General features: G+C 68.9%; 21 protein-coding genes. 6 read left to right on the forward strand and 15 right to left on the reverse strand.

All coding sequences use genetic code 11. From position 1 onward, the window contains the following. The first annotated feature begins 15 nt into the window (after nt 1–15). Entirely contained in the window at nt 16–792 is a 777-nt protein-coding gene (gene ehuA / locus CIK77_RS14510; RefSeq protein WP_170934141.1) for an ectoine/hydroxyectoine ABC transporter ATP-binding protein EhuA, read from the forward strand. Between the two features lie 88 nt (nt 793–880). Further along, nucleotides 881–1,177, forward strand: a complete 297-nt coding sequence (locus tag CIK77_RS14515; protein ID WP_087055006.1) for a DUF4229 domain-containing protein — start codon at nt 881–883, stop codon at nt 1,175–1,177. A 69-nt stretch (nt 1,178–1,246) separates the two neighbouring features. Here the strand turns inward: CIK77_RS14515 and CIK77_RS14520 are convergent, their stop codons facing one another. The 11 genes from CIK77_RS14520 to CIK77_RS14570 all read right to left on the reverse strand — a co-directional run bounded on the left by CIK77_RS14520 (nt 1,247) and on the right by CIK77_RS14570 (nt 9,989). Then, a complete protein-coding gene (locus tag CIK77_RS14520) occupies nt 1,247–2,206 on the reverse strand; it encodes a 1,4-dihydroxy-2-naphthoate polyprenyltransferase (protein ID WP_249268591.1) in 960 nt (319 codons plus the stop codon). Nucleotides 2,207–2,216: 10 nt separating this feature from the next. After that, nucleotides 2,217–2,741, reverse strand: a complete 525-nt coding sequence (locus tag CIK77_RS14525) for a DUF1990 family protein (protein WP_170934130.1) — start codon at nt 2,739–2,741, stop codon at nt 2,217–2,219. Between the two features lie 4 nt (nt 2,742–2,745). Further along, nucleotides 2,746–3,882: an AMP-binding protein gene (locus CIK77_RS14530; protein WP_087055081.1), complete on the reverse strand. Its 1,137-nt coding sequence runs from the start codon at nt 3,880–3,882 to the stop codon at nt 2,746–2,748. Between the two features lie 80 nt (nt 3,883–3,962). Then, nucleotides 3,963–4,874 carry a 1,4-dihydroxy-2-naphthoyl-CoA synthase gene (locus CIK77_RS14535; protein WP_087055003.1) on the reverse strand — a complete coding sequence of 304 codons (912 nt, stop codon included), beginning with the start codon at nt 4,872–4,874 and terminating at the stop codon, nt 3,963–3,965. Nucleotides 4,875–5,029: 155 nt separating this feature from the next. Beyond that, nucleotides 5,030–5,281, reverse strand: a complete 252-nt coding sequence (locus CIK77_RS14540) for a HepT-like ribonuclease domain-containing protein (RefSeq protein ID WP_332841617.1) — start codon at nt 5,279–5,281, stop codon at nt 5,030–5,032. A gap of 111 nt (nt 5,282–5,392) precedes the next feature. Continuing rightward, a complete protein-coding gene (locus tag CIK77_RS14545) occupies nt 5,393–5,881 on the reverse strand; it encodes a nucleotidyltransferase domain-containing protein (protein WP_249268597.1) in 489 nt (162 codons plus the stop codon). A 48-nt stretch (nt 5,882–5,929) separates the two neighbouring features. Further along, on the reverse strand, nt 5,930–6,724 hold the full coding sequence (locus tag CIK77_RS14550; protein WP_087055000.1) for an LLM class F420-dependent oxidoreductase: 795 nt from the start codon (nt 6,722–6,724) through the stop codon (nt 5,930–5,932). Nucleotides 6,725–6,813: 89 nt separating this feature from the next. Then, nucleotides 6,814–7,812 (reverse strand): formylglycine-generating enzyme family protein, encoded by a 999-nt coding sequence (locus CIK77_RS14555; RefSeq protein ID WP_087054999.1) that lies wholly within the window; start codon nt 7,810–7,812, stop codon nt 6,814–6,816. Beyond that, entirely contained in the window at nt 7,809–8,144 is a 336-nt protein-coding gene (locus tag CIK77_RS14560; protein WP_087054998.1) for a DUF202 domain-containing protein, read from the reverse strand. Before CIK77_RS14560 ends, CIK77_RS14555 begins: the two co-directional genes overlap by 4 nt. Then, complete coding sequence (locus CIK77_RS14565; protein WP_087054997.1) at nt 8,141–8,500, reverse strand: YidH family protein; 360 nt, start codon at nt 8,498–8,500, stop codon at nt 8,141–8,143. The genes CIK77_RS14560 and CIK77_RS14565 overlap by 4 nt, the downstream gene beginning before the upstream one ends. A 157-nt stretch (nt 8,501–8,657) precedes the next feature. Then, nucleotides 8,658–9,989, reverse strand: coding sequence for a lactonase family protein (locus CIK77_RS14570; protein WP_249268589.1), 1,332 nt, complete (start codon nt 9,987–9,989; stop codon nt 8,658–8,660). 105 nt (nt 9,990–10,094) lie between these two features. On the opposite strand from CIK77_RS14570, the gene CIK77_RS14580 reads away from it, so the two are divergent. Further along, nucleotides 10,095–11,099: an o-succinylbenzoate synthase gene (locus tag CIK77_RS14580; RefSeq protein ID WP_087054996.1), complete on the forward strand. Its 1,005-nt coding sequence runs from the start codon at nt 10,095–10,097 to the stop codon at nt 11,097–11,099. A 143-nt stretch (nt 11,100–11,242) separates the two neighbouring features. Here CIK77_RS14580 and CIK77_RS14585 read toward each other — a convergent pair whose 3' ends face one another. Further along, a complete protein-coding gene (locus CIK77_RS14585; protein ID WP_087054995.1) occupies nt 11,243–11,860 on the reverse strand; it encodes a TetR/AcrR family transcriptional regulator in 618 nt (205 codons plus the stop codon). A gap of 117 nt (nt 11,861–11,977) precedes the next feature. Here CIK77_RS14585 and CIK77_RS14590 point away from each other — a divergent pair, with 117 nt between their 5' ends. After that, nucleotides 11,978–14,752 carry an MMPL family transporter gene (locus tag CIK77_RS14590; protein ID WP_087054994.1) on the forward strand — a complete coding sequence of 925 codons (2,775 nt, stop codon included), beginning with the start codon at nt 11,978–11,980 and terminating at the stop codon, nt 14,750–14,752. Then, nucleotides 14,749–16,959, forward strand: coding sequence for a YhgE/Pip domain-containing protein (locus tag CIK77_RS14595; protein WP_087054993.1), 2,211 nt, complete (start codon nt 14,749–14,751; stop codon nt 16,957–16,959). Before CIK77_RS14590 ends, CIK77_RS14595 begins: the two co-directional genes overlap by 4 nt. Nucleotides 16,960–16,962: 3 nt before the next feature. On the opposite strand, the gene CIK77_RS14600 is transcribed toward CIK77_RS14595, so the two are convergent. The 3 genes from CIK77_RS14600 to CIK77_RS14610 all read right to left on the reverse strand — a co-directional run bounded on the left by CIK77_RS14600 (nt 16,963) and on the right by CIK77_RS14610 (nt 19,065). Beyond that, the gene (locus tag CIK77_RS14600) at nt 16,963–17,535 is read right to left on the reverse strand and encodes a hypothetical protein (RefSeq protein WP_087054992.1); all 573 of its coding nucleotides are present in this window, start codon (nt 17,533–17,535) and stop codon (nt 16,963–16,965) included. Nucleotides 17,536–17,704: 169 nt separating this feature from the next. Beyond that, nucleotides 17,705–17,983 (reverse strand): hypothetical protein, encoded by a 279-nt coding sequence (locus tag CIK77_RS14605; RefSeq protein WP_087054991.1) that lies wholly within the window; start codon nt 17,981–17,983, stop codon nt 17,705–17,707. After that, a complete protein-coding gene (locus CIK77_RS14610; RefSeq protein WP_249268588.1) occupies nt 17,980–19,065 on the reverse strand; it encodes a DUF418 domain-containing protein in 1,086 nt (361 codons plus the stop codon). Before CIK77_RS14610 ends, CIK77_RS14605 begins: the two co-directional genes overlap by 4 nt. Nucleotides 19,066–19,263: 198 nt before the next feature. Between CIK77_RS14610 and CIK77_RS14615 the strand changes: the two genes are divergently transcribed. Next, nucleotides 19,264–20,001, forward strand: coding sequence for a TetR/AcrR family transcriptional regulator (locus tag CIK77_RS14615; protein WP_087054989.1), 738 nt, complete (start codon nt 19,264–19,266; stop codon nt 19,999–20,001). Nucleotides 20,002–20,429: the final 428 nt, after the last annotated feature.

The following is a 20,429-nucleotide window of genomic DNA, read 5'->3' on the forward strand; positions in this document are numbered from 1 at the left end:
ACCGGTGCGATTCAGCTGGCCGACGGAGACGTTCCGTCGATCCGCTTCGACCGCGTCACCAAACGCTTCGGCGACCACACGGTTCTCGACCAGCTCGACTTCGCGGTGCGCAAGGGCGACCGTGTGACGCTGATCGGGCCGTCCGGCTCTGGCAAGACGACGATCCTGCGCCTGCTGATGACGCTCGAGGAGCTCACCGACGGGTACATCCTGGTCGACGGGCAGCCTCTCACGCACACCCAGCGGGACGGCAAACGGGTGGCGCTGAAGGAGAAGCACCGCAACGAGATGCGCAAGCGGATCGGCATGGTGTTCCAGCAGTTCAATCTGTTCCCGAACATGACGGTGATCCAGAACATCATCGAGGCGCCGGTGCACGTTCTCGGTCAGTCCAAGGCCGAGGCGACGAAGCATGCGCACGAGCTCCTCGAGCAGGTGGGGCTTCCCGACAAGGCCGACGCCCATCCGTTGTCCCTGTCGGGCGGCCAGCAGCAGCGCGTCGCCATCGCGCGGGCACTCGCGATGGAGCCCGAGATCCTGCTCCTCGACGAGGTCACCAGCGCACTCGACCCTGAGGTCGTGGGCGAGGTGCTGAACATTCTGCGCGAGATCGCCAGAACGACCGATGTGACGATGCTGATCGTGACGCACGAGATGCAGTTCGCGCGCGACGTGTCGAACCGTGTGCTGATGTTCGACGGCGGCCGCATCGTCGAAGAGGGTGCCCCTGACGACATCTTCACCAAGCCCCAGGAGCAGCGCACCAAGGACTTCCTCTCCGCGGTGCTCTGACCCGGCTCGGCGCCCGTTGCGGGCGGGCCCTGCGCCCACCGCAACGGGCGTCGTGCTGTCACACAGGCGCAGTTCGTAGCATGGGGGCGTGAAGTTCGTCCTCTACGCCATCGCCCGCATCGCTTTCTTCCTGGTGCCGTTCGGCCTCATGATGCTGATGCCGATCTTCCAGAACCTGTGGTGGCTCGCGGCGATCTTCTCCGCGCTGATCGGGCTGAGCCTGTCGATCATCTTCCTGCGCAAACCTCTCACCGACGTCACGACCGGCATGGCCGAGCGTCGCGAACAGCGCGCAGCGAAGACCCGCGCCGAGCGCGAGCGCGAGGAAGAGGACGCGTTCGAAGACGCGGCCAACGAGGCCGCAGGCGGCGACGAACGCCCCTGACGAGCCGTCGGGCGCATCCGGATGCGGTCAGAGCTCCGGATGGCGCTGGTCGCGCACGCGCGCCGAGCGTCAGATGACGAACGCGAAGGCGAGGATGGCGGCGTAGGCGAGTGAGCCGAGCGACGTCAGCGCCAGTGCGGGCACGAGCTCGCCCGGTTTGCCGTACGTCCACACGATGACAAGCGCCGGGCCGAGCAGGAGCAGCGACAGCAGGCCGATCCACGCTGCGGGGTACGCGATGAACGCCATCCACACCAGGATCGCGAACGCGAACGCGACGAACACCGTGTAGAGGATCTTCGTGCCGAGCCGGCCGATCAGCACCGTGAGGGTGCGCTTGCCGACGACGCGATCCTGATCGATGTCGCGCAGGTTGTTCGCAAGCAGCACGGCGCACGCCAGGAAGCCTGCGGCGACGGCCCCGAACCACGCTTCCTGCGGCAGGCTCAGCGCCTGCACCCACGTCGTCCCGAGCGTGGCGACGAGTCCGAAGAAGACGAACACGAAGATCTCGCCGAGCGCGTTGTATCCGTACGGGCGCTTGCCGCCCGTGTAGAACCATGCGGCGATGATGCACACCGCACCCACGGCGATGAGCCACCACTGCTGCGTGCGGATCGTGATCGCCAGGCCCGCCACGGCGGCGATGGCGAAGAAGATCAGCGCCGCCACGAGCACCGCTCTCGGAGACACTCGGCCGCTCGCGGTGAGGCGCGCGGGCCCGATCCGGTTGTCGTCCGTGCCCCGTATGCCGTCGCTGTAGTCGTTGGCGAAGTTCACGCCGATCTGCAGCGCGACGGCGACCGCGAGGCAGGTCAGCGCGATCACCCAGTGGAAGAGGTGGTCGGCGTCGGCGCGCACTGCCGCGCCCGTGCCGATCAGCACCGGCGCGATCCCCAGCGGCAGCGTACGCAGGCGCGCAGCACCGATCCAGTCGCCGAGGGTCACCGGCTTCGGCGGCGGAGCTTCCGCGCTGCCGCGCTTGGCCGGGTTCCCACTGAGGTGTCGCTGCTGCTTCGCTCTTGCCACGAAGAGGATTCTACGTCCGCGAGCCTTTACTCCCGGTCAGTGCCCGTTCGTAACGACGTGTGTAGATCTCCTGCATGAGCCGCACGACCGGGTATCCGATCCAGAAGATCAGGCTGGCCGGGCGGGAGAACGAGCGGATGCGCAGTCGCACACTCCCGTCCTCGTCGAGTTCGACGACGAACGCTTCCTCGCCGCGCTCCGGATGACCAGGAAGCGTGCCATAGGCGAAGCCGGCGCGGCGAGGCTCATCGATGACGCAGACGACCCTGCACGGTACGTCGCGCGGCCAAAGCGGCACGCGCATCACGACGTCATCACCCGAACGCAGCGGACGCTCGGCGGCGCGCACACGCACGCCGGAGGCCCGCTGGATTCCCCAGTTCATCGTCGCCGCCACAGCCTCATGGAAGCTTGTAGGGCCGTCGCCGATGACACGTACTCGCTCGACGGCACGGAACCCCCCTGGCACGTGCCCTTCGATGGTCGCACCGATCGACGAGTACGTCAGCGCTCCGCGACCGAGCTCGTCGGCCACTCGACTACCGATTCGCCAGGTCTGCCAGCGCGCGCCTGTCCGGCTTGCCGCTCGCCAGGCGTGGGATCGTCCGCACGTCGACCACGCGGGTGGGCCGTGCGGGCTTCCCAACAGTCTGCTCGACGGCCTGCCGAGCCGACTCGAGCAGTCGCTCGGCGCCGTCCGGAGCCGCGACGACCAGCACGGGCGTCTCGCCCCACTTGTCGTGCGGAGCGCCGACGATCACGGCGTCCTCGAGCCCCGGCACGTCGTGCACTGCGCGCTCGACGCGGTCGAGGGAGACGTTGATGCCGCCGGAGACGATCACGTTGTCCAGTCGTCCCGTCACGGTCAGCACGCCGTCGTCGATGGTTCCTGCGTCGCCCGTGCGGTACCAGCGGTTGCCGTCATAGTCGGTGGCGAACGCATCCGCTGTGCGCTCCGGGTCACCCAGGTAGCCGTCGGCGAGCGTCGGGCCGGAGATCCGGATCTCGCCGTCGATCACGTCGATGCTCGTCTCTCCCAGCGGCACACCGTTATAGACGCAGCCACCGCTCGTCTCCGTCGATCCGTAGGTGCGCACCACGTTGGCACCGACCGCCGCGGCCCGCTCGCGCAGAGTCGCGGGCACGGACTGCCCTCCGACGAGGATCGTGTCGAACGACTCCAGCGCCCTGCGCACGTCGGGTGCTTCCTCCGCTGCCTGCACCAGCACCTGCAGCTGCGCGGGCACCAGCGACGTGAACGTCGGCACCCGTTCCCCTGCCTCGTAGGAGCGCATGCCCGTTGCGGCATGCACGAAGCCCGCGGGGGTGAACGATCCGGAGAGGACGGCGGGGTCGCGCCCCGCGACGAGCGCGCGCACCATGACCTGGATGCCTCCGATGTATCCGCCTGCGAGCGGCAGGAGCCAGTGCCCCGTCCCGATGCGCGCGGCTGTCGCCATCGCGGAAGAGGTCAGCGCCGAACGCGACAGCAGGACGGACTTCGGTGTGCCGGTCGATCCGGATGTCGTGAGCACGACGGCCGTGCCTGCGGGAACGGAGGCGGGAAGCCCGTCGACCTCCCCCAGCGCGACGGCGGGACCTGCGCCGAGAACGGCGCCGCGGAGGGCCCTCAGCACGTCGCGCGGTTCGCTTCCCTCTGCGCGCTTCAGCCTCATCGTGAGCACCCCTCGGGGCGCTCGTTCGTATCGTCGTACTCCGATCTGCGTGACACTCTGTGTCGCCTCCGTCGGCCGAATCAGTAGTGGTACGGGAAGCCCGACCAATCGGGCTCCCGCTTCTGAAGAAACGAGTCGCGGCCTTCGACCGCTTCATCAGTGCCGTATGCGAGCCGGGTGGTCTCGCCGGCGAAGAGCTGCATTCCGACCATACCGTCGTCCGCAGCGTTGAAGGCGTACTTCAACATCCGGATGGCCGTGGGCGACTTGGTGAGGATCGTCCTGGCCATCCCGATCGCCTCGCGCTCGAGGTCGTCGTGGTCGACGACCCGGTTCACTGCGCCCATCTCGTAGGCGCGCTGCGCCGAGTACTCCTCGGCGAGGAAGAACACTTCGCGCGCGAGCTTCTGGCCGATCTGCTTCGCGTAGTACGCCGAGCCGTAGCCGGCGTCGAACGAACCGACATCCGCATCGGTCTGTTTGAAGCGGCCGTGCTCGCGCGATGCGATCGTGAGGTCGCACACGGCGTGCAACGAGTGGCCGCCGCCTGCCGCCCATCCGGAGACCACCGCGATGACGACCTTCGGCATGAACCGGATGAGCCGCTGCACTTCGAGGATGTGCAGTCTGCCGGCGCGGGCGGGGTCGGTCACGGCGGTGTCGTCGTCGGAGTACTTGTAGCCGTCGCGCCCCCTGATGCGCTGATCGCCTCCCGAGCAGAACGCCCAGCCGCCGTCCTTCGGGCTCGGACCGTTGCCGGTGAGCAGCACGGCGCCGATCTTCGGATCGGTGCGCGCGATCTCGAGCGCGCGATACAGCTCATCGACGGTGCTCGGCCGGAACGCATTGCGCACCTCGGGGCGATCGAAAGCGATCCGCGCGATGTGCCCATTCGGGGACACGTGCGACGTGATGTCGCGGTAGTCCTCGGCCCCGGGTGCGAGCACCCAGGCATCCGGATCGAACAGGTCGGAGACGTTGTCGCTTGCCACGCCCCCACCCTACGCCGCGGCAAGTGCGGGCTTCGCAACGCGAACTGCATCCGCACTTCGTGACGCGGCCCGCGTCCCGAAGAAAGACTCGCGTTCCGCCGGTCCAGCAGAGCACCCGCAGGTCGTCGGTTGTGAGCGATGCGCGAGGACGCCCGTCAACGACCTGGCCGGCGGTCTTCGTCGTCGAGGCCGTGGCCTCGCAGCATGAGCTCGACCGCGGCCTTGAGTTCCGGGATGTCCTCGCGCGACGTCTGAAGCACGACTGCGTGGGCAGTATCGAAGTACTCATGGACCGCCACATCGCGCATCCCGCTGATCCGCCTCCAACGCAGGTGCGGTGCCGACGCCTTCGTCTCAGCAGTGAGATGCTTCACGGCTTCGCCAATGAAGATGATCCGTGCCCGCACGGCATCGAAGTATGGGGCCTTCTTGCAGCCGAGGATCTGCCGTGAGGTAGCGTTCGATCGCGTCGCAGCTCTGAAGAATGTCGTCGAGCCGCTCTCGTTGCCTCCGCGGACTCACAGAGGAACCGCCTCGGCAAGCACGTTGTCCCGGGCGTCGTCCTTCAGGCTGTCGTCCGGCACGACGTCCACCGGTATGCCGAGGACGTCGCCGGCGTCCTGCCTCATGCCGACCAGGTCCAGAAGCGACGCGTTCGGCCCCAGCGTCACAAGAAGATCGACATCGCTGTTCGGCCCGGCGTCACCGCGCGCAACACTTCCGAAGACCCGAACGCTCGCTGCCCCCAGGGCACCGAGCGCCCGCTCCAGCTCAGCCTTCTTCGACCGGACGAACGCAAGCGTCGGCGTCGGTCGATACGCGATCTCGACGTCGAGTTCGGCGCCTGCCGCCCACAGGAAGTCGACCAGCGTGCGGTAGGAGGGTTCGCGCCGACCGCGCTCGTACGCGCTGACCACGCTCTGCGTCACACCGGCGCGCTCGGCGAACTCGCCCTGGGTCAGTCCCGCCTTCTCGCGAGCATCCCGAATGAGCTCCGCAGCCGTCATAGTCACAATCCGCATTATAGCGTTCTGTGACTATTCGGTCCTGAGGCGTCAGTTCTTGCTGTCGCGCCAGGCGAGGGCGCGCTCAACCGCGGTGAAGTCGAGTTCCGGACCGCCGATCGGGATGGTGAACAGACGCACACCGGCGTCATAGAGCGCCTCGGTGTGGTCGTCATCCTGGCGGATCTGGTTCGACAGCACGAGCTCCGATACGTCGCCACCGTCGGTGTCGGCCCAGCGCGCAATGATGTCGAGCTTGCGCTGCAGGTCGTCGGCACCGACGAAGCTGTGCCAGATGTCGGCGTGACGGGCGACCAGACGCAGGGTCTTCTTCTCGCCGGCTCCGCCGATCAGCATCGGGATGTCGCGGGTCGGCTTCGGGTTCAGCTTCGCCCACCGCGCCTCGATGCGCGGCAGCGCCTCGGCGAGCGCGTCGAGGCGCGAGCCGGCCGTGCCGAATTCATAGCCGTACTCGTCGTAGTCGCGCTCGAACCAACCTGACCCCGTGCCGAAGATGAACCGGCCATCGCCGCCCTTCGCGGAGATGTGGTCGACCGTACGGGCCATGTCTGCCTGCAGGTCGGGGTTGCGGTACGAGTTGCAGTTCACCAGCGCGCCGATCTCGACGCGTTCGGTCTGCTCGGCCCATGCGGCCAGGTTCGTCCACGACTCGAAGTGCGTGCCGTCAGGGTCTCCGGAGAGCGGGTAGAAATGATCCCAGTTGAACAGGATGTCGACACCCATGCCCTCGAGCCGGCGCGCGGCATCGCGGATCCCGGCGTAGTCGGAGTGATGCTGAGGCTGGACCTGCACGCCGAGGCGCACCGGAGTATCTGTCTGCGGCATGACGCCAGGCTACCCCGCACCGTTCGTGGGCGATCTCCGTCGCTGTGCCCGACCTCCTACCCGCGGAGATCACCCACAGACGGAATGATTCAGGCGTCGCGGGCGAGGCGGAAGCCGATGTGGGTGGTCGCCGAGTCGTCGGACTGCGACGAGCGGGCCGCGGGGCGGTAACGCAGGCAGTACTCCGGGGCACACAGGTGCGAGCCGCCCTTGAGCACGCGGTTCTTCACGCCCATCGGCGCCGGCTGGTCTCCTCGTGCGGCCGACGACGACGGCGAGCACGTGCACCCGTCTCCCCCGCCGCAGCCGCTGGATGCAGCGCCCTCATCCGCGTCCGGTGACGGGCCGGAGCCGCCCAGCAGGTTCTGGCGCCCTTCCGCGGTCACCTGCGGCGGTGCGTGCCCTGCCGGATCGTGGCGCGGGGTCCACTCCGAGGAGGTCCATTCCCACGAGTTGCCCGTCATCTCGTACAGGCCGTACCCGTTCGCAGGGAACGATCCGACAGGTGCCGTGTAGACCCATCCGGATGCCCCGTCATTCTGATACGGAAAGCGGCCCTGCCACGAGTTCGCGCGCGTGCCGTCGTTGGGCTCCTCGCCCCAGACGAAGGTCGCCCCGTCGAGGCCGCCGCGGGCGGCGAATTCCCACTCCGCCTCGGTGGGCAGACGCGCGCCGGCCCACTCCGCGTAGGCGAGGGCGTCGTCATAGGAGACCTGGACGACCGGATGATCTTCAAGACCTGCGATGTCGCTCTCGGGTCCGCGAGGATGACGCCAGTTCGCGCCGGTCTCCCAGCGCCACCACTGGCGCCAGTCGCGCAGGTCGACGGGGCCGTCGGTCGGGGTGAACACGAGCGAGCCGGGTTCGACCTCCGCTGCGCCGGGGAACGCGTCGGGATCGATCGGCCGCTCGGCGATCGTGACGTAGCCGGTCTCATCGACGAAGCGTGCGAAATCGCGGTTGGTCACGGCATGCACGGCGATCCGGAATGCCTCGATCCACGCATCATGCTGCGGGCCCTCCTCCGGATAGAACCGCTCAGAGCCCATCCGGAACGCACCGCCCGGCAGGGAGACGAACTCCGTCATAGATTCACCATCGCAATCACGAGGAAGAAGGCAACGGCCGCGCCGATAGCGAGCACCGCCAGGGTTGCCAGCAGCATCGGTCTGCCGTCGCCGCCGGTGTGGCCGTGCGTGTGCAGGGAGTCGTGCACGCGCCGGTACTCATACGCCGCCGAGAAGTACGCCGCGACGGCCAGGCCGGCGGCCGCCAGCCCCAGCAGCACACCGAACACGCCGAATGCCTCGACGGTGTAGCGAGCGAGGATGACGCTGCCCACCGCGAACGACAGGCACGTGCGCCGCCACGACAGCAGCGTGCGCTCCGGCTGCAGCCCCGGGTCGTACGGAACGCTCACACGAGGCTCCCGATGAACACCAGCGCCGCCCCCACGATGACGCCGATGACGATGATTCCGCCGATCGACAGGCCGGGCAAGGGGCTGTTGTGGCGCAGGGCACGCTCAGTCGAGCTCCACCCGATCCACGCCTGCGCCGCGGCGACGAGGCCGAGGATCAGGAAGACTGCGGCGGCCGCGAGACGCCATGCGGGCTGGATCGGCAGCTGCAGCGCCTCGAGCGCCACGGCGGCGGCGAACAGTGCGAGGGAGGTGCGCAGCCACGCCAGGAACGTGCGCTCGTTCGCGAGGCTGAATCGAGGGTCCGGCTCGTCGCCGTCTCGATAGACGTTCCTCGGGAAACGCGTCCGCGCCATGTGTGAGAACCTCCTGCTCCTGCGTGCGGTCCCTGCTGCGGACCGCACTGTCCTGTCTACGTTAGCTGGCGTGCGGACGCCCGCGTCGCCAGCCGGATGCTCAGGGCGCGATGCGGATGTCGAAGCAGTGCGCCGGTCCCGAGCGTGCCGGATGGGCCTATCGCACCGGCAGGATGTGCTGCGGGCGGGGAGTCTCAAGCCGGTGACGCACGCGGCCTGGCACACCGGTGCGCTCGTCGAGCGACAGCGACGCGATCTCCTCGGAGTTCTGGCCGGCGACCAGCAGCGTGTCGCGCACGACCACGTGGTGACGCGGCACCGTGATGCCGGAGTCGACCAGCGCGACCGGTTCGAGCCGCTCGCCCTCGCCGCCGACGCGGAGCACCTGGATGGTGTCGCTGCCGCGCAGGCCCGCGTACAGGAACATCTTGCCGTGACCGGGCGTCAGCTCGGCGCCGGTGTCGCCGTCGAACGCGCCCGTCGGCACAGAGGCGACCACGCGCCAGCGCGCGTCAGGCCCCTCGGCGAACGTCCACACCTCGCACGAGAACTCCGTGATCACGTGCAGATGTCCGCTGGGGTGCATCACCATGTGCCGAGGCCCGACACCGAAGGGCAGCACGATCTCATGGTCGGGGACGAGACCGGATGGCGTGACCCGCCAGATGCGGACCAGGTCGTAGCCGAGGTCCGTCGTCGCGACGCGGCCGTCGGGGAGGAACGTCGCAGAGTGGGCGCGCGAAGGGCGCGCGGCGGTCTCGGCATCGGCTGTTCCGGTCCGGTCGGCGTCGCTCGCCGGGACCTCGCTGCCGGATATGCCGGAGAGCGCATCCGCTTCGTCCTGCGCGCGCTGCTGCGCCAGCCGCTCCGCGGCACTCGGTTCGTGCGGGGCCTCTGCGAGCAGTCCCTTCATATCCTCGGCGCCGGGGATCAGGAACCCGCTCGGGGTCTCCTCCGCGCCTGCTCCGACCTCCGTCCGTGCGGCTTCGACTGCAGTCCGCTCCGCCGCGCTCGCTGCGCCGAAGTCCACGCCGGTGCTCGCCCAGTCCGGACTCATGCCTCCTGGGGCATACGGGTCGTCGGCCGCCCTGCCATGCGAGGGCTCGCCGAGCGAGCCGTCGCCGCGCAGCGGCACGTGCACGACGCGGCCGTCCCCGTAGCAGGAGGCGACCAGACGCGATCCGTCCGGCGCAACCGCGATGTGGCACACCCCGTCTCCGACCTCGACCGGGGCACCCAGCAGATCGAGCGTCGCGTCGCCCGTGCGACGGTACGCGGCGATCTGGCCTGCACCCTCGAGCGCGGCGTACACGACCTCGTGCTGCGGGTGCGGAGCGAGCCATGTCGGCGACGGCGCCTCGACGGCCACGCCGAGATCGGCGAACGCGCCTCCCGCAAGCGGGGAGTCCGCCTCGCCCGCCGTCACGGCCGTGATCCCGCGGCCCTCCGACCTCATGTCCGCGCCGCGCGCCCCGATCCAGAACCTCATGCTTCCATCCTGCCTCGCACAGGACACTCCTGGCGATACAGCGTCACCTGATGCATCCGCTTCCAGGGGCAGACGCGGCGGGCGGTCATGACCTAGATTCGGGAGATGACTCCTCCGACCGATTCCGCCGCGCTCCCCGACGTCGCCGAGGTGCTCGCCGCCACCCGTGTCGTGTCGCTGCCGATGACGACACCGTTCCGCGGAGTCACCCGCCGCGAGGCCGCGCTCGTCCAAGGCCCGGAAGGATGGGCCGAGTTCTCCCCCTTCCTCGAATACGACGCGGAAGAGGCCTCGATGTGGCTCGCCGCGGCGCTCGATTTCGCGTGGCAGCCGCAGCCGGAGCCGCGTCGTGAGCGCATTCCGGTGAACGCCACCGTCCCGGCTGTCGATCCGGCGCAGGTTCCGGATGTCCTGGCCAGGTTCGACGGATGCCGCACCGCAAAGGTCAAGGTCGCCGAGCGCGGGCAGTCGCTTGCCGACGACGTCGCCCGCGTGCGCGCCGTGCGGTCGGCGCTCGGCCCGGAAGGGCGCATCCGGATCGACGCGAACGCAGGATGGAACGTCGACGAAGCCGAGCACGCCGCGCACGCGATGAGCGAGTTCGACTTGGAGTACATCGAGCAGCCGTGCGCCACGATCGACGAACTCGTCGAGATCCGGCGTCGGCTCGTCGACTGGGACATCCCGATCGCCGCCGACGAGTCGGTGCGCAAGGCCGACGACCCGCTCGCCGTGGCGCGTGCGGGCGCGGCCGACATCCTGATCGTCAAGGCGCAGCCCCTCGGCGGCGTGCGCCGCGCGCTGAACATCGTCGCCGACGCCGGTCTTCCGGCTGTGGTGTCGTCAGCGCTCGACACCAGCGTCGGCCTCGCGCAGGGCGCCGCCCTCGCTGCGGCGCTGCCCGACCTGGACTTCGACTGCGGGCTCGGAACGGCAGCGCTCCTCGCGGCCGACGTCGCCTCCCCCCGGCTCATCCCCGCCGGAGGGTCCATTCCCGTCCACCGCGTCGCACCCGACCCGGAGCTGCTCGCCGAGCACGCCGCGTCCGCGGAACGCACCACCTGGTGGCACGAGCGCATCCGAATGGCATACGCGGTTCTCACCGCTTGAAGCGCCGCAGCAGTTCGGTATTCGGCGGGCTGCCTCCGGCCTGCTTCGTTCAGCCGTCAGACGAGCACAACGCCGTCGTTCTGTGCATCGTCTCGGCCTGTCATCACACAGGGACAGCACGCCGGCCCAGCGGATCGGCTGCGCTACGCGATCAGCGCCCGCGCCGTCGTGGCCACGGTCTCGTGACAGGCGCGGTTGCGTTCGTCCTCCGGGGTGCGAGCGATCGCTGATGACCGCGCCGTCGACTCCCACGCCGCCATCAGCAGCCGCGCGGCGGTGGCCGCATCGACCCGCAGCGTCAGCCTGCGCACGCGGGCGACTCGCTCGACGATCGCCGTCACTTCGGCGATGAAGCGCTCGTTCTGCGCCAGCAGCGCCGCGCCGAAAGCCTCGTCGCGCATCGCCCGGATCTCACTCTCGGCCATCAGAATCATGTCGTCGCGCGTGGCACCGAGTGTGTCGAGCACGCGCAGCAGCGAGTCGAAATCATCGTCCTCGGCGAACGTGGGGTCGTGCTCGAGCTCCGAGATCCGCTGCCTGACCCGTTCGAGCTGACGACGCCCCGCGGAGTCGGAGAGCTCGAGGAACAGCTGGTCCTTGGTCTCGAAGTTCGAGTAGAACGCCCCGCGAGTGAAGCCCGCCCGCTCGCAGATCGCCTCGACGGACGTGCCTCCGATGCCGACCTCGGCGAACACCTCGGACGCAGCCTCGAGCAGCCTGGCCCTGGTGTTCTCGCGACTTCGCGTCGGTTCTGCGCTCATTGATAACCCTCTCTCACGCGACGCCCAGCCTAGACGGGCCGCACGCCAACTACGATACACTTACGTATCGGATACACCGTTGTATCGAAACCGTTTCTCATCCGCTCGGAGGCGCGTGTGTCCACCCTGCTGTACTCCCTCGGTCGCTGGTCGTTCCGCCATCCATGGCGCGTGCTGACCACATGGCTGCTCCTGCTGCTCGTCATCGGCGGAGGCGCACTCGGGCTGGGAAAGGGCTTCGACGACTCCTTCTCCATCCCCGGCACCGAGGCGCAGGAGGGCCTGCAGCAGCTCGAGCGCACGTTCCCGGAGGTCGCAGGCACGAGCGCCCAGGGCATCGTCGTCGCGGCAGACGGCGGCAGCGCCACCGACGAGGCGTACCGCGATCCGATCGAGGGCTTCGTGGACGCCGTCGCCGACCTCGACGAGGTGTCGGCGGCGACCTCGCCCTACGACGACAGCGTCGACGGCACGATCTCCGAGGACGGCACGGCCGCCATCATCCAGGTGCAGCTCGACGGCGAGGTCACCACGATCCCGGATGATGCGAAGGATCGCATCGAGGCTGCTTTCGCCGAGATGAGTGCCGAGCTTCCGGATGGCGCGCAGAGCGCGCTCGGAGGCGACCTGTTCGCCACGGAGCTGCCGGCCGTCACAATCACGGAGGCGTTCGGTGTCATCGTCGCGCTGATCGTCCTCATCGTCGCGTTCCGCGCCGTCGCCATGGCCGGCGTTCCCCTCGGCGTCGCGTTGCTCGGCGTCGGCGTCTCCATGCTGGGCATCGTGGCGGCTACAGGGCTCGCGACGATCAGCTCCACCACGCCGCTGCTCGCGCTGATGCTCGGTCTCGCGGTCGGCATCGACTACTCCCTGTTCATCGGCGCACGACATCAGGATCAGGTGCGCGAGGGCGTTCCGCCGGAGGAATCCGCTGCCCGGGCGACCGGCACCGCGGGCTCTGCTGTCGTATTCGCCGGTGTCACGGTGCTGATCGCGCTCATCGGTCTCGGCTTCGCCGGCATTCCTTTCCTCACCACGATGGGCATCGCCGCCGCCGTCGCCGTCGCCGTCGCCGTCGCGATCTCGATCACGCTGACACCCGCGTTCCTCGGCTTCGTCGGCAGCAGGGCCGCCGGCCGCCCTCCACGTACCCCGAAGAAGCCGCGCAGGAGCACGAAGGAGAGGGTCGGATTCGCCCGTCGCTGGGTCGGACTCGTCACCCGCCATCCGGTCGTCACGACCGTCACGATCGTGTTCGGCCTCGGCATCGTCGCCATTCCGGCAGCGCAGCTCGCCCTCGCCCTGCCGAACGCGGGGTCGCTTCCCGAGGATTCCGATGCCCGCCAGGCGTACGACCTCACCGGTGAGCACTTCGGCGAGGGTTTCAACGGCCCGCTGATTCTGACCGGTTCGATCATCACCAACGACGACCCCGTCGGTGTGATGGAGGATCTCGCCGACGAGGTCGAGAGGATCGACGGCGTCGCCGAGATCCCGCTGGCGACGCCCAACGAGACGATCGACACCGGCATCGTGCAGATCGTGCCGGAGACCGGCCCGTCGGATCCCGAGACCGCCGACCTCGTCCGCGAGCTGAGATCGCATCACGACGAGTGGCTCGACGAGTACGGCATCGATCTGAAGGTCACCGGATTCACGGCCGTATCGATCGACATCTCCGACCAGCTCGGCGAGGCGCTGCTGCCGTTCGGCATCTTCGTCGTCGGGCTGTCCTTCATCCTGCTGATGATCGTGTTCCGTTCGATCTGGGTTCCGCTGAAGGCCGCGCTGGGATACCTGCTGTCGATCCTGGCCGCATTCGGCGTCGTGACGATGGTGTTCGAGTGGGGGTGGGGCGCCGATCTGCTGCACGTCGCCAACACCGGCCCGGTGATCGCGTTCATGCCGATCGTCGCCATGGGCGTGCTGTTCGGACTCGCGATGGACTACGAGGTGTTCCTCGTCTCCCGCATGCGCGAGGACTATGTGCACGCCGCGCGCCGCTTGGGGCCCATCACCGACAAGGCGAGCAAGCAGGCGGCGAACCGCCTCGCCGTCGAGTCGGTGCGCACCGGCTACGCCGCCTCGGCGCGCGTGGTCACGGCCGCCGCGATCATCATGTTCGCCGTGTTCGCCGCATTCGTACCCGAGGGCGATTCGAACATCAAGCCGATCGCGCTGGCACTCGCCGTCGGCATCGCCATCGACGCCTTCCTCATCCGGATGACGCTCGTGCCCGCTGTGATGGCCCTTCTCGGGCGGCACGCCTGGTGGATGCCCCGCTGGCTGGAGCGCCTGCTGCCCCACTTCGACGTCGAAGGCGAGGCGGTCGAGCGCGAGCGTCAGCTCGCCGACTGGCCCGAGCCCGGTTCGACGGCGGTGATCGCCGCCGATGGGCTGCGCATCTCAGCGGGCGACCGGGTGCTCGTCGACGGCTTGAGCCTGCGCCTCGAGCCTGGTGAGGCGATGATCCTGCAGACTCCGGATGAACGGGCCGCGCGGGCCGTGGCCGTAGCCATCGCAGGACGCACTGCGTCGCAGGGTCGTCTGCGTGTCGCCGGGCATCTGATGCCAGGGCGCGCCTCGTGGGTGCGCTCGCACGTGGGCGTGGCGCTGTTCGATGACAGTGCGCCTCCGGCCGACGCGACGAAGCAGGCGCTGCGCGGCTCGCCGCCGCTCGTCGTGCTCGACGGCATCGACCGACTCGGCGACTCCGACCGGGATCAGCTCGCCGCCGCGCTCCGCGACGCCGCCCACTCGGCCGATCCGGCACATCCGGTCGCCGTTCTCGTCACCGCGGCCGACGAGCGCGCCGCGCGTTCCGTTCTGGCGAGCGCCGGATGGCCCGACCCGCTCACGCACACCACGATCCGTTCCGAGGTGAACGCATGACCGTTCTCGAACGCGCACGCGCGCGCACGCCCATCACCTGGCTCACCGTTATCGGGCTCCTGCTGCTGCCCGTCGTCATCGGCGGGGTGCTGATCGCCGCGCTGCACAGCCCCACCGATCGACTCGAGAATATGACCGCCGCGGTCGTGAACGACGACGAGCCGGTCACCGTCGACGGCCAGTACACGCCGCTCGGGCGCGAGCTGGCCGCCGGCCTGGTCGAAGGAGCCGACGACGAGGACAGCAGCAACCTCACCTGGGTGGTCTCGAACGACGACGACGCAGCGAACGGGCTCGCCGACGGCACCTACCAGGCCGTGGTGACCATTCCAGAGAACTTCTCGGCAGCTGCGATGTCGCCCGCCGAGAACCTGTCAGGCGACGGCACGACGCCCGAGCAGGCCAGGATCGACGTCGAGACCGCACCGGATGCGCTCATCGTCGACCAGGCGATCACGAGCCAGCTCGCCGACGTCGCGACCGGTTCGATGGGCGACACTCTCTCCGAGGGCGTGCTGTCGAACCTGCTCGTGGGCTTCAGCACCATGGGTGATCAGCTCGGAGACGCCGCGGACGGCGCGCAGCAGCTGGCAGACGGCGCGGGGGAAGCACAGGACGGCGCAGGTGACCTCGCCGACGGCGCCGATCAGGTCGCCGACGGGGTCGGTCAGCTCGGGAACGGCCTCGACCAGCTCGCCGACGGCGCGGGTTCCGCGTCGGCGGGCGCGCAGGAACTGGCTGGCGGCGCGCAGGATCTCGCCGATGGCGTGCCGGCGCTCACGGACGGAGCGAACGGCCTCGCCGACGGCGCCGCAGGCCTGAAGGGCGGGCTCGACCAGCTCGACGCCGGTGTGAACGGCGTGGCTGGCGACCCTGGGCTCGTCGGCGGCGCGCAGCAGCTCGCCAGCGGTCTGCAGACCGCCGTGGACGGCATCCGGAGCACGGATCTCGTACCGAATGAGCTCGCCCAGGCATCCGCCGGCGCGGCAGAGGGAACGCGCGGCATCGCAGACGGACTCGCGGCGCTGTCGCAGCAATGCGCCCTCGCGGCTGCTCCCGCCTTCTGCGACCAGCTGGACCAGCTCACCGCGAACGCCGAGCCGACCGCGCAGGCGGCAGCAGGCGTGCAGCAGGGGCTGACCGGCATCAACGACACGGCACCCGGCACGATCGCCGATCAGCTCGGCGATGCGGTCACCGGCGCCCAGCAGCTCGCCGGCGGAACGCGGCAGCTCGGTGACGGCATCCCGCAGCTCGCCGACGGCGCCGGCCAACTCGCCGCGGGCGCCTCCCAGCTCGCCGACGGCACCGACCAGCTCGCCGGAGGCGCAAGCGCCCTCGCCGATGGCGCATCCGGACTCGCCGACGGCGTCGGCCAGCTCACCACGGGCCTCGGCCAGGCGGCCGCGAACGTGCCCCAGCTCGAGGACGGTGCGACGCAGGTCGCCGACGGCGTCGTCTCGCTCGGTGACGGCATCGGCGAGCTGGAAGACGGTGCGGGCGAACTCGCGGACGGCCTCGGCGAGGCGGTCGACTCCGTTCCGTCCTACGGCGATCAGGAGGCGGAGGATCTCGCGAGCGTTGTCGCGAATCCGGTGACCGCATCATCCGGCACCAGTCTGTTCGGCGCGGCGTCGATTCCGCTGCTCGTCGTCGCCGTGCTCTGGTTCGGGGCGCTCGCAACGTTCTTCGTCCTGCGCGCAGTCTCTGCGCAGGCGCTGACCTCCCGCCGGCCCTCGGCGTTCCTCGCCGCCGGGTCCCTGCTCCCGGCCGCCGCGATCGGCGCCGTGCAGGGCGCTCTCGTCGCGGGCATCGTGCAGATCGTCGCGGGCTACGATTCCGGCGTCTTCTGGGGTCTGCTGGGTATGTCGGTGCTCGCCGGCGTCGCGTTCGCGGCGATCCACCAGGCGCTCGTCGCGGTGTTCGGCGGCGTCGGGCGCTGGATCGCGGGCATCGTCGGGGCGCTCACCGTCGCGATCAGCATCGTCTCGACGATTCCGAATGCGCTGACCGCGGTGCGCGACGTCCTCCCCACGGTTCCGGCGTTCGATGGCATGCTCGCGATCATCGCCGAGTCGACGGGCGCTGGCTCGGCGGCGATCTCTCTCGTCGTCTGGGCGGTGCTGGCATTCGTGGTCACCATGATCGCGGTCGCCACCCGTCGCACGGTGAAGACGAAGGCACTGCTGAAGCCGTCGCTCGCGTAGGACTCAGTCGAGCAGCCAGTGGTGCCGGAGCATGAGGGCGCGGTCCAGCGCCGCGACGATGCCGAGCCCGCCGATGACGCCGTTGAAGGGTTCGGGCACCGTCACCGGTGAGCCGTCTTCGAGGCCGAAGTACGGGCCGGCGAGGTCGAGCAGCTCGGTGACGCCGACCAGCAGGCCGAGCGCGAGAACCAGCCACGACAGCATCGAGACGATGCCGCTGGCGACCGGATAGCGACGATCGGTCTCTCGGCGCCAGTGCTCCAGCGTGCCGGAGTTCGGTTCCAGCCGGATGACATCACCCGACGCGCGCTCGATCTGTGCCCGCCGCACACCGTACATCCCGAACGCGACGCTGACGGAGCCATCCCGGACGGGGAACTTCGCGGGCGCGTCGCGCGTCTCGCTCAGCCGCCCGCCGACGAAGAGACGCACCTTCTCGTCGAAGTCGAAGAAGTTCAGGTCGATGTCGTAGCGCGCGCCGTCGATGTCGGCGCCGAATGACGACCGCCACAGCTTCTCCCATCCGCGCACAGGTTCCAGCGGGCGCCCGTCCCCCGACTCAACTTTCTGACCCATACCCCCATCGTCGATCGGCTGTGCGATTGTGGCATCCGTCTTTCGGATGATCTCCCCGGTTCGGGTGCCCCAGATCGCGGTTCCGCCAGAGCTCTGGCGCAGTTCGTCACACCCGATCGGCCGCGCCTCCGCCGGGTGGAGCAGTTCGGCACACCGGAACGGGCTGGACTCAGCTGCGGTGGATCGGCCACTGCGCGCCGGCCGTGTAGGCGGCGACGATCAGGGCCGCCGTGGCGGCGATCACGGCCAGATCGAGCCAGCTGAAGCGCAGTCCGCCGATCCGGATCTTCCTGCCGCGACCGTCGATCGTAGCGAAGGTGAAGCCGCGCGCCTCCAGCGCCTGAGTCTGCCACTCACACGCGACGCTCGAACCAGGCCAGCAATGTCTTTGCATGTTCGTCTGATAGTCGCTTGATGCCCGCAGTTCGACGGCGTTGAACCTGCTCACTTCGTTCCGGGTTCCGTACGTCGCACCGGCCGCCCCCCGTGCGTGACCACCCGCAGCAGATACTCCGCCGGGCCGTAGCGGCGCCGTTGCAGCCACCACGCACTGACGACGGCCTGGGCCACGAACACGACGACCGCCAGCAACACCAGCAGCGGGGGTGAGACCCGACCGGCCAGTCCGAGGCCGACGCCAGTGAACAACACGAATCCGATCACTGCGTGAGCGAGGTAGTTGGTCAACGCCAGCCGCCCGGCCGGAGCGAGCGCTCGGCGCAGCCATGGCAGGCGGGGCGAGTGCAGCAGTCTGAGCAGGGAGGCCACGTACGCCGCAGCGAGGAACGGGGAGGTGGCCACACTGATACCCGCAGCCATCGTGTCGGCGTGCGCCCCGAGGGCGGCGTAGGCAAACCCGCCGGCGAGACCAACCGGGTAGCCGACGAATTGGACACGGCGCAACAAAGACGTGCGCTCGGCCAGGTCCGCGAATAGGCGACGACGGGCAGCGACCATCCCGAGCAGGAACATGGCCAGCGCCATCGGACCCTGCAGCGACGCGGACTGGATCAGCATGAACTCCAGGCCGTCGAGATTCTGCCGCACCAGTCCACTGAAAGAGCCGAGCATCGTCTGCGTCTGCGCCTCGGCGGTCGCCATCGCCTCCGCATGCCCTGGGACGAACGCCGACCGGTCCAAGAAGAGGGCGCTGATGATGAAGGACGCCAGTACGACGGCGAAGATCACCGCGGCCGTGCGCAGCGCCACCACATCACGCACCCGGTGCATCGCCAGCAGGACCAGCCCCACCACGGCGTACGTGCTCAGGATGTCACCGCTGAACAGGATCAGGCTCAGCGCACCGAGCACGAACAACCCGCCCAGCCGGCGCAGCATCCGTGGCACGAATGCCCGCCCCGCGCGCCGTGCGGATTCCAGTTGGAGAACGAAGCTGTAGCCGAACAGGAAGGAGAAGAGCAGGTAGAACTTCATCGAGAAGAGTGCGGCGACCGTGACCCGGGCCATGTCGTCGATCGGTGTGGAGAACGCAGGATCGTCGACCAAGTTGCCCGGATAGGCCGAGGCCATGAAAGTGATGTTGACGACGAGGATCCCGAGCAGGGCGATGCCTCGCAGCGCGTCGACGTCGTGGACGCGCCCGCTTGCGACTGTTCGATTGGAGAGACTGTGACTGGTCATAGATCTAGTGTACACGCTAAACTATATGGCATATAGTTTAGCGTGTCCGCTACACTGGAGCACCACCACTCAACAGGATCCAGGAGCATGGACGACCCGTCTGGAGACACGTTCATCGGCCGCCTCTGGCGACTCCCGACGACACCCGCACGACGGGGTCGTCCCTCGCGACTGGACGTCGACACCGTCGTCTCGACCGCGGTACGCCTGGCCGATAACGACGGCCTGGATGGAGCAGCCCTCCCCCGGGTGGCCGACGAGTTGGGCGTGACCGCCATGTCGCTGTACCGCCACGTCGGCTCGAAGCAGGAGCTCCTCCAACTGATGGTCGACGCCGCGAGCGAACCACCGTCCCTTGCACCGGCGGGTATCGCTTGGCGCGACGGGCTGCGTCGTTGGGCAGGCGAACTCCGTGACCTCTACCGCAGACGCCCCTGGATTCCCCGCGTCCCGATCTACCGCACCCCCTCCGGACCACACCAGATCGCGTGGCTCGAGCACGGCTTCGACCACCTCGCCGACACCAGGCTCGACTGGGGTGACAAGTTGGGGGCGCTCACCCTGCTGAGCGGTTTCGTCCGGCAGTCCGCCCTGCTGAACGAGGAACTCGCCGAGGGTCGCCCACCCGGGCAGCCGCAGGCCGACGGCGAGCGGGAGTACAGCCGGGTGCTGGGCGAACTCATCGACTCCGCCAACTTCCCCCACACCGCGGCGATGCTGGCCTCTGCAGTCCTCGACTCTGCCGAGCCAGAGTCGGAGGACAGTGATTTCAGCCACGGGCTCGAACTCGTCCTCGACGGTCTCGCAGCCCGGATCAGTGCGTGACCGGCGGATCGCGCGTTCGGCACCGCGCAGATGTCTCCCTGAAGTCTCCGTGCCATCGCTGAGCGTTTCACCCCGAACCGGGTGTTGGCCTTGCTGAGGGATCGGTAGATCGCTGCGCCTCGCACCCAAGATCCGCCGACCGCCGAGCCGTGTCGATCTTCCTCAATTGCAGGTTCTCCAACACACATTCGAGCGAATTCGTACGGCAGCCCGGCGATATCGAACAGGAGCTCTCCCACGACACTCAAGGATCGGGCACCATCTACTGGCTGATCGAGAGGGACGGGCAACGACTCTTCGCCCCCTCCGCCGGCCGAAAGATGTCGCCTCCGAGAGGTGCAAGCGAAGCTCGACCAGCACCTTGAGGGGCCTAGCCGCGCTCGTGGAGCACCATTTTCGCTATGCGGAACGTGACCCGCGCACGAGCG

Origin of the sequence: Microbacterium sp. JB110, from assembly GCF_003335195.1 — a bacterium.
Lineage (GTDB): Bacteria > Actinomycetota > Actinomycetes > Actinomycetales > Microbacteriaceae > Microbacterium.